This is a genomic window from Streptomyces sp. NPDC029044, from assembly GCF_040637495.1.
In the GTDB taxonomy this organism is placed as follows: domain Bacteria; phylum Actinomycetota; class Actinomycetes; order Streptomycetales; family Streptomycetaceae; genus Streptomyces.
In genome coordinates this window covers 26407-34630 of the sequence record NZ_JBEZWN010000071.1, presented here as the reverse complement: position 1 = coordinate 34630, position 8224 = coordinate 26407, and the positions used below count along the sequence as shown (strand labels likewise).

Annotated in this window: 7 protein-coding genes; 4 read left to right on the top strand and 3 right to left on the bottom strand. The window is 70.9% G+C overall.

Annotated features, from left to right (window positions below; genetic code table 11):
* The 3 genes from AB0E85_RS34275 to AB0E85_RS34265 form a co-directional block, all read right to left on the bottom strand.
* On the bottom strand, positions 1-287 hold a 287-nt coding region (locus AB0E85_RS34275), incomplete at its 3' end, for a radical SAM protein (protein ID WP_361935709.1).
* A 172-nt stretch (positions 288-459) separates the two neighbouring features.
* The gene (locus tag AB0E85_RS34270) at positions 460-2103 is read right to left on the bottom strand and encodes a cation acetate symporter (RefSeq protein WP_361935706.1); all 1644 of its coding nucleotides are present in this window, start codon (positions 2101-2103) and stop codon (positions 460-462) included.
* The gene (locus AB0E85_RS34265; RefSeq protein WP_033310948.1) at positions 2100-2456 is read right to left on the bottom strand and encodes a DUF485 domain-containing protein; all 357 of its coding nucleotides are present in this window, start codon (positions 2454-2456) and stop codon (positions 2100-2102) included. The genes AB0E85_RS34270 and AB0E85_RS34265 overlap by 4 nt, the downstream gene beginning before the upstream one ends.
* Before the next feature lie 255 nt (positions 2457-2711).
* Between AB0E85_RS34265 and AB0E85_RS34260 the strand changes: the two genes are divergently transcribed.
* The 4 genes from AB0E85_RS34260 to AB0E85_RS34245 all read left to right on the top strand — a co-directional run bounded on the left by AB0E85_RS34260 (position 2712) and on the right by AB0E85_RS34245 (position 8170).
* Positions 2712-4241 (top strand): S8 family serine peptidase, encoded by a 1530-nt coding sequence (locus AB0E85_RS34260; protein WP_361935703.1) that lies wholly within the window; start codon positions 2712-2714, stop codon positions 4239-4241.
* A 62-nt stretch (positions 4242-4303) separates the two neighbouring features.
* On the top strand, positions 4304-5830 hold the full coding sequence (locus AB0E85_RS34255; protein WP_361935700.1) for a S8 family serine peptidase: 1527 nt from the start codon (positions 4304-4306) through the stop codon (positions 5828-5830).
* Positions 5831-6006: 176 nt separating this feature from the next.
* A complete protein-coding gene (locus AB0E85_RS34250; protein ID WP_361935698.1) occupies positions 6007-6987 on the top strand; it encodes a CopD family protein in 981 nt (326 codons plus the stop codon).
* A 181-nt stretch (positions 6988-7168) separates the two neighbouring features.
* Positions 7169-8170, top strand: a complete 1002-nt coding sequence (locus AB0E85_RS34245) for a DEDDh family exonuclease (protein ID WP_361935696.1) — start codon at positions 7169-7171, stop codon at positions 8168-8170.
* Positions 8171-8224: the final 54 nt, after the last annotated feature.

The following is an 8224-nucleotide window of genomic DNA, read 5'->3' as shown; positions in this document are numbered from 1 at the left end:
GTCAGCGACATCTGGGGGCGCGGGTCCAGAGCGGCGACGCGCTCGACGATGCCGACCAGGCCCGGGCGCAGCAGCGGCTCGCCGCCGGTGAAGCGCACTTCCTCGATGCCGAGTGAGGTGACCGCGATGTCGATCAGGCGGACGATCTCGTCGTCACTGAGCAGGTCCGGCTTGGCCAGCCACTGCAAGCCCTCCTCGGGCATGCAGTACGTACAGCGCAGATTGCACCGGTCGGTCAGCGAGACCCTCAGGTCGGTGGCCACCCGGCCGTAGGTGTCGATGAGCACGTGGGCCCCCTCCCTCGTCGCGGATCGCGCGTGCGGCACTGTTTTCTCCGACACCCGCGAGCCTACGCGACACCACCGACAACGCCACAGGCCCGATCCCACGACGCGGGACGCGGCCGGGCCGCAGGGACCTGGAGGTTCCTACGACACGGCCGCGCGGGAGGGGTCGTGCTCAGTGGGCTCCGGTGCCGGTCAGGGACCGGACCTCCAGCTCCGCGTACTTCTTGGCGTCGGGCTCCTCCTTGGACAGGACCGTGCCGAGCCAGCCCATGAGGAAGCCGAACGGGATGGAGATGATGCCCGGGTTCTTCAGCGGGAACCAGGCGAAGTCGACCTCGGGGAACATCGCCTTGGGGTCGCCGGAGACGACGGGCGAGAACAGCACCAGGCCGACGGCGACGATCAGGCCGCCGTAGATCGACCACAGGGCGCCCTGGGTGGTGAAGCGCTTCCAGAACAGGCTGTAGAGGATCGTCGGCAGGTTGGCCGAGGCGGCGACCGCGAAGGCGAGGGCGACCAGGCCGGCGACGTTCAGGTCGCGGGCGAGGGCTCCGAGGCCGATGGAGACGACACCGATGAAGACGGTCGCCCAGCGGGCCGCACGCACTTCCTCGGCGCCGGAGGCCTTCCCCTTGCGGATGACGTTGGCGTAGATGTCGTGCGCGAAGGAGGACGACGAGGCCAGGGTGAGACCGGCGACGACGGCGAGGATGGTCGCGAAGGCCACCGCCGAGATCGTGGCGAGCAGGATCGCGCCCCAGGTCGAGTCGACACCGCCGAGGTGCAGGGCGAGCAGGGGTGCCGCCGTGTTGCCGGACGGGTTGGACGCGATGATCTCGTCCTGGGAGATGAGCGCGGCGGCGCCGAAGCCGAGCGCGATGGTCATCAGGTAGAAGCCGCCGATGATGCCGATCGCCCAGTTCACGGACTTACGGGCGGCCTTGGCGTCGGGCACGGTGTAGAAGCGGATCAGGATGTGCGGCAGGCCGGCGGTGCCGAGCACCAGGGCGACGCCGAGGGAGATGAAGTCCAGCTTGGAGGTTCCGGTGGCGCCGTACTGGAGGCCGGGCTCCAGGAAGGCGGCGCCCTTGCCGCTGTTCTCGGCGGCCGTGCCGAGCAGGTCGGAGATGTTGAAGTTGAACTTCAGCAGCACCAGGAAGGTGATCAGGATGGTGCCGCCGATGAGCAGCACGGCCTTGATCATCTGGACCCAGGTGGTGCCCTTCATGCCGCCGATGGAGACGTAGACGATCATCAGGATGCCGACGAGGGCGACGATGAGGATCTTGCCCGCGTCGGAGGTGATGCCGAGCAGCAGCGAGACGAGGACGCCCGCGCCGGCCATCTGGGCCAGCAGGTAGAAGATCGACACGACGATCGTGGAGGTGCCGGCGGCGGTGCGGACCGGGCGCTGGCGCATGCGGTACGCGAGGACGTCGCCCATGGTGTAGCGGCCGGAGTTGCGCAGCGGCTCGGCCACCAGGAGCAGGGCGACGAGCCAGGCGACCAGGAAGCCGATGGAGTAGAGGAAGCCGTCGTATCCGAAGAGGGCGATGGCGCCCGCGATGCCGAGGAACGACGCGGCGGACATGTAGTCGCCGGAGACGGCGAGGCCGTTCTGGAAGGCGCTGAACTGACGGCCGCCGGCGTAGAAGTCGGCGGCGTCCTTGGTCTGACGGCCCGCCCAGATGGTGATGCCGAGGGTCGCGACGACGAACAGCGCGAAGAGGGTGATGATCAGTGGGCGGTGCTCGCTGGCCTCGTTCGCCGCGATGAAGTTCTGCTGGGCGAGGAAGGTCTGCTGTACGGGGCTCATGCGCCGCTCTCCATCCGGGTCTTGATGGCCTCGGCCTTGGGGTCGAGCTTCGCGGCGGCGTGCCGCGAGTACCACCAGGCGATGAGGAACGTGGTGACGAACTGGGCGACGCCGAGGACGAAGGCGACGTTGATGTTGCCGAACAGCTTGGTGCCCATGAAGCCGCCCGCGTAGTTCGAGAGCAGGACGTACAGCAGGTACCAGGTGATGAAGCCGACGGTCAGCGGGAAGGCGAAGGAGCGGTAGGAGCGGCGCAGTTCACCGAACTCCGCGCTCTCCTGCACCTCCGCGAACTCCTCGGGTGAGGGGAGCTTGTGTTGCTCTTTCGAGGGGGGCGGTGCGTCGGTGGCCACGGAGTCTCCTCGCAATGACGGAAGCGGTCGGTAACGGGGGGCGGAGGCGAGAGTCCTCGCGCTCCTTGTTCAACGTCACGGCGGCACGCGAGAACCGGTTCAAACGCCCGGCGTTCTTTCCGAAGTCGTTTCGACAAAGCGTTGCTGGCCAGCGAGAGGCCGGGATAGCTTCACCCTGCACCACCACGTCATGTACCTGCCCGAGCACCACCTGTGCCTCGGGCCGGTTTCGTTTCCGGAGGATGTGGAGACCCCATGTCTCACTCGCGTTCCAGACGCCGGCTCGCTCTCGCCGTGCCCGTCGCCCTGTCCCTGACGGCCTCTCTGGGCTTCCTGCCGGCCGCCGCGTCGGCGGCCCCGCAGGCGGCGCCGGCCACCCGGACGGCGGACGCGCCGAAGCTGGCGTACGTCGTCAACACCAAGGTGGACCGCCACACGATCGCCTCGGTCCAGAAGGCGATCGGGAAGGCCGGCGGTTCGGTCGTGGCCACGTACCAGCGGATCGGCGTGATCGTCGTCCACTCCTCGAACCCCGACTTCGCCCAGACGATCCGCAAGGCCCGCGGGGTCCAGTCCGCGGGGGCGACGCGGACGGCGCCGCTGGTGGCCGCGGGGACGACGGAGGAGGGCGCGGTCGAGTACCTGACGGCCGCCCAGGCCGAGCGCACCGAGGCCGCCTCGGCGAAGACGCCCGAGAGCGAGCCCCTTGAGGCGGACCAGTGGGACCTGCGGGCGATCGGCGCCGACAAGGCCGCATCGATCAACCCGGGCAGCCGCAAGGTGACCGTCGCCGTGATCGACACGGGCGTGGACGACACCCACCCCGACATCGCCCCGAACTTCTCCGCGTCGCAGTCCGCCAACTGCGCCGGCGGCAAGCCCGACACCAGCGAGGGCGCCTGGCGGCCGTACACACCCGAGGACTACCACGGCACGCACGTCGCGGGTGAGATAGCCGCCGCCCGCAACGGCGTCGGCGTCGCGGGTGTCGCTCCCGGTGTGAAGGTGTCCAGCATCAACGTGACCGAGCGCTCGAGCGGCCTCTTCTACCCGGAGAGCGTCGTCTGCGCGTTCGTGTTCGCCGCCGACCACGGCGTCGAGATCACGAACAACAGCTACTACGTCGACCCGTGGCTGTACAACTGCATGGACGACCCGGACCAGCGCGCCGTCGTCACCGCGGTCAACAGGGCGCAGCTGTACGCCCAGAAGAAGGGCACGCTCAACGTCGCCTCGGCCGGCAACTCCAACCACGACCTGGACTCGGACGCGATCGTCGACGACTCCAGCCCGAACGACACCACGCCCTCCGAGCGCACCATCGACCCGCACGAGTGCTTCGACATCCCGACGCAGCTGCCGGGTGTCGTCACGGTGAGCTCCACGGGCGTCGACAACGTGAAGTCGTACTTCTCGACGTACGGCAAGGGTGTCGTGGACGTCGCCGCGCCGGGTGGTGACCGCCGCTACCAGATCCCGGACACGCCCTCGAAGGACGGCCGCATCCTGTCCACCATGCCGAACGGCGCGTGGGCCTTCCTGCAGGGCACCTCGATGGCCGCGCCGCACGCTTCCGGCGTCGCCGCGCTGCTGAAGTCCAAGCACCCCTGGGCGTCTCCGGCCCAGCTCCAGGCGCTGCTGAAGGCGCAGGCCGACGAGACCGCCTGCCCCGACTCCTACGACCAGGACGGCGACGGCACGCAGGACGCGGTCTGCAAGGGCGGCGAGCGCCTCAACGGCTTCTACGGCCACGGCATCGTCAACGCGCTGCGCGCGGTCAAGTGACCCGGATCGCCCCCGAGGCCCTCCGCAAGATCAGCACGTACCGTGAACGAACTGGAGACAGCATGACTGCGCCGTACGCGCGCTACCGTCGCGCCGTCGCGATCCCGGCCGGGATGGCCATGGCCACGGCCCTCCCGTTCCTGCCGAACACCATGGCCACGGCCGCCGAGGACGCCCCGGCTCCCGCGTCGGCCCGGGCCGGCGCGACCCCGCTCAGCTACGTCGTCAACGTCAAGCCGGGGCACCGTACTTCGGCGTACGTGAAGAAGGCCGTCGCCAAGGCCGGCGGCACGGTCGTGACGTCGTACGACCGGATCGGCGTCATCGTCGTCCACTCCTCGAACGCCGACTTCGCCAAGACCATCCGCACGGTGCGCGGCGTGCAGTCGGCGGGAGCGACCCGTACCGCGCCGCTGCCCTCGGCGTCGACGCAGGACCTGGGCGCGCCGAAGGTGCTGAGCGCGGCCGAGGTCGCGAAGGCCGAAGCGCCCGCCGGGCAGGACCCGCTCCAGCCGCAGCAGTGGGACCTGCCCGCCATCAAGGCGGACAAGGCGCACGAGAAGACGCTGGGCAGCAAGAAGGTCACGGTCGCCGTGATCGACACCGGTGTCGACGACACGCACCCCGACATCGCGCCCAACTTCGACCGCGAGGCGTCGGTCAACTGTGCGTCGGGCAAGCCGGACACGGCCGACGGGGCCTGGCGGCCGAGCGCCGCGGAGAGCCCGCACGGCACGCACGTCGCCGGTGAGATCGCCGCCGCGAAGAACGGCGTCGGCATGACGGGTGTCGCGCCCGGGGTGAAGGTCTCCGGCATCAAGGTGTCCAACCCGGACGGCTTCTTCTACACGGAGGCCGTGGTGTGCGGCTTCGTGTGGGCGGCCGAGCACGGGGTCGACGTGACGAACAACAGCTATTACACGGACCCCTGGTACTTCAACTGCAAGAACGACCCGGACCAGAGGGCGCTCGTCGACGCCGTCACGCGGGCCGCGAAGTACGCGGAGAGGAAGGGCGCGGTCAACGTCGCCGCGGCCGGCAACGAGAACTACGACCTCGCCTCCGACGAGATCACCGACCCGTCGTCCCCGAACGACAGCACCCCGGGCGACCGGGTCGTCGACCCCTCGAAGTGCCTCGACATCCCGACCCAGCTGCCGGGTGTCGTCACGGTCGCCTCGACGGGTGCGAAGGGCATCAAGTCGTCGTTCTCGAACTACGGTCTGGGCGTGGCGGACATAGCCGCCCCGGGCGGTGACTCGACCGCCTACCAGAAGCCGGACGCGCCGGCCACGAGCGGCCTCATCCTGGGCACGCTGCCGGGCGGCAAGTGGGGCTACATGGGGGGTACGTCGATGGCGTCCCCGCACGTCGCGGGCGTCGCCGCCCTCATCAAGTCGACGCACCCGTACGCCTCCCCGGGGCTGGTGAAGGCCCTGCTGTACGCGGAGGCGGACGCCACCCCGTGCACGGACCCGTACGACATCAACGCGGACGGCAAGATCGACGCGGTGTGCGAGGGCTCCAAGAACCGCAACGGCTTCTACGGCTGGGGCATCACGGACGCGCTGGACGCGGTGACCAAGTAGAACTCGTGTGAAGGCGGAACGGGCCGGGCGGGGGCACCTGTCCGGCCCGTTCCGTGTCTGGAAGCGCGGCTGTGGTGGGCGGCCGCGTCCCGGGGGGATTGAGTTCTGCCGACTTGCCCGGCCGTGTGGAGGTTGGTGAAGATCCTGGGGTGACTTCGCCAAGACCCATACCCCGGGTGACCGATCCGGCCCGGCCGCTGCGGCCCACCGGCGCCGGCCGGGCCGTCGCCCTCCTCGTGCTGGTGGCGCTGGCCGCGCTGATCCCGCTGCTCGGCCCGTCCGCGGCGCTGCACGGCACCGGGGAGGCGGGGGCGCCCGGAGCCGGCGGCATAGCCCTGCTGCGCACCGTGCTGTTCGCGGCGCTGTGCATACCCGTGGGCGAGCTGTTCGTGAACCGGCTGGCGCGGTCGCTGCCCGGCGGGGAAGGGCATCCGGTGCCCCGCAGCTGGTCCCCTTTCGCGGCCGCCGCCGGTTTCGCCGCGGCCCTGGGGCTCGCCTCGGTCGTGGCCACCGGCAATCTCGTGCCCGACCACGTGGCGGACATCGACGCCGGCGGGCTCTACGCGTCCCGGGACGGCAAGCTCGCCCTGCTGGAGGTCAACGCGTTCCTCGTGGCGGGACTGTGCGCCCTGTCGCGCCGGCCGGTCACGCAGGTGTGGCCGCTGGCCGCCGTGGTCGTCGCAGAGGCCCTGCGCGCGCACCCCACGACCGAGCACGGCCCGCTGACCGGCTCCGCGCTGACGCTCGTCCATCTGACGTGCGCGGCGCTGTGGGCCGGCGGCCTGCTGCACGCCCTGCGCACCCTCCGGCTGTGGCCCCGCACGGCGGGCGCGGCCCTGCTGGGTCTCTACGCGCGCGTGGCGCTCGTACTGCTCGCCGCCATCACCGCGACGGGCGTGTGCAGTTCACTGCGCCGGATGCCGCCGGAGACGATCCTGGAGCAGCTGACGGGAACGGCGTACGGACGCGCGCTGCTCGCCAAGGTGCTGCTCGTGGCGGTCGTCGCCGCCCTCGCCGTGTGGGCCCGGCGGCGGCTGCGCCGGGCGGCCGACCCGCTGACCGCCTGTGCGCCGGCCCGGGCGGAGGTGGCCGTCCTGGGTCTGGCGGTCGCGGCGTCCGGACTACTGACGGCGCTTCCGGTGCCCATCCGCTGGTGACCGCCGCGCGTCCCGTCGCGGCGCGCGGGCCCTCAGGGGACGTGGTGATCGACTGAGCATCGATCAGACGTACGCCCCGCGAACGGACAGACCGGACAACACGCCTGAGGCGGCGTCGGAAGGTCCGGCGGGCCCACCTGGCGGACGGCGGTGTCAGTCGCGGCCCGTATCCTCAGGGACCATGCTGGAAGACCTGACGACCGCAGTGTTCTCGGCCACGCCGTGGCCGGCCGCGTATCCCAAGGGGTACGCGGTCGTTGACGTCGAGACCACGGGCCTGGCCCGGGACGACCGCATCATCTCCGCGGCGGTCTACCGGCTGGACGAGCGCGGCGAGGTCGAGGACCACTGGTACACGACGGTCAACCCCGAGCGCGACCCGGGCCCCGTGTGGATCCACGGACTGACGAGCGAGGCCCTCGAAGGGGCGCCCCTCTTCCCGGACATCGCCGAGGAGTTCACGGCCCGGCTGGAGGGGCGGGTGCTCGTCGCGCACAACGCCGTCTTCGACTGGCAGATGATCGCCCGGGAGTACGCACGCGCCGAGCGCGAGGCACCGGTGAAGCAGCGGCTGTGCACCATCGCCCTGTCCAAGGAGCTCCGGCTGCCGCTGCCCAACCACAAGCTGGAGTCCCTCGCCGCGCACTTCGGCGTCGTCCAGCAGCGGGCGCACCACGCGCTGGACGACGCGCGCGTGCTGGCGGAGGCGTTCCGGCCGAGCCTGCGGGCCGCGGCGGCGAACAACGTACGGCTGCCGCTGCACGAGTGCCGGCCGCTGACCGAGTGGACGGACCGCCCCGCCGCGCCCCGGATCGGGCAGCAGGCGGGCCCCGGGGGTTACGGCGGCTACCGGCCGAGCAGTTGGCGCCCGTCCCGCAAGCGCCCGGCCTGTCCCTATCCCAACCCCGGGCGGTACGAGGCGGGCGGGCGGCTCAAGCAGGGCATGCGGGTCGCCTTCTCCGGTGACACCTCCACCGAGCGGGACCTGCTGGAGGACCGCGCGACCGAGGCCGGACTGCATGTCGCCACGAGCCTGTCCCGGCTGACCAGCCTGCTCGTCACGAACGACCCGGACTCGGGGACGTCCAAGGTCGTCAAGGCCCGGCAGTTCGGTACACCCGTCGTGGACGAGGCGGCGTTCGGGCAACTTCTCGCGGATGTGGAGCCGGCGTCGCAGGGGTGAGCGTACGTCGCAGCAGCGACCGTACGGACGGGTGATTGCCGGGCGACTCGCCCG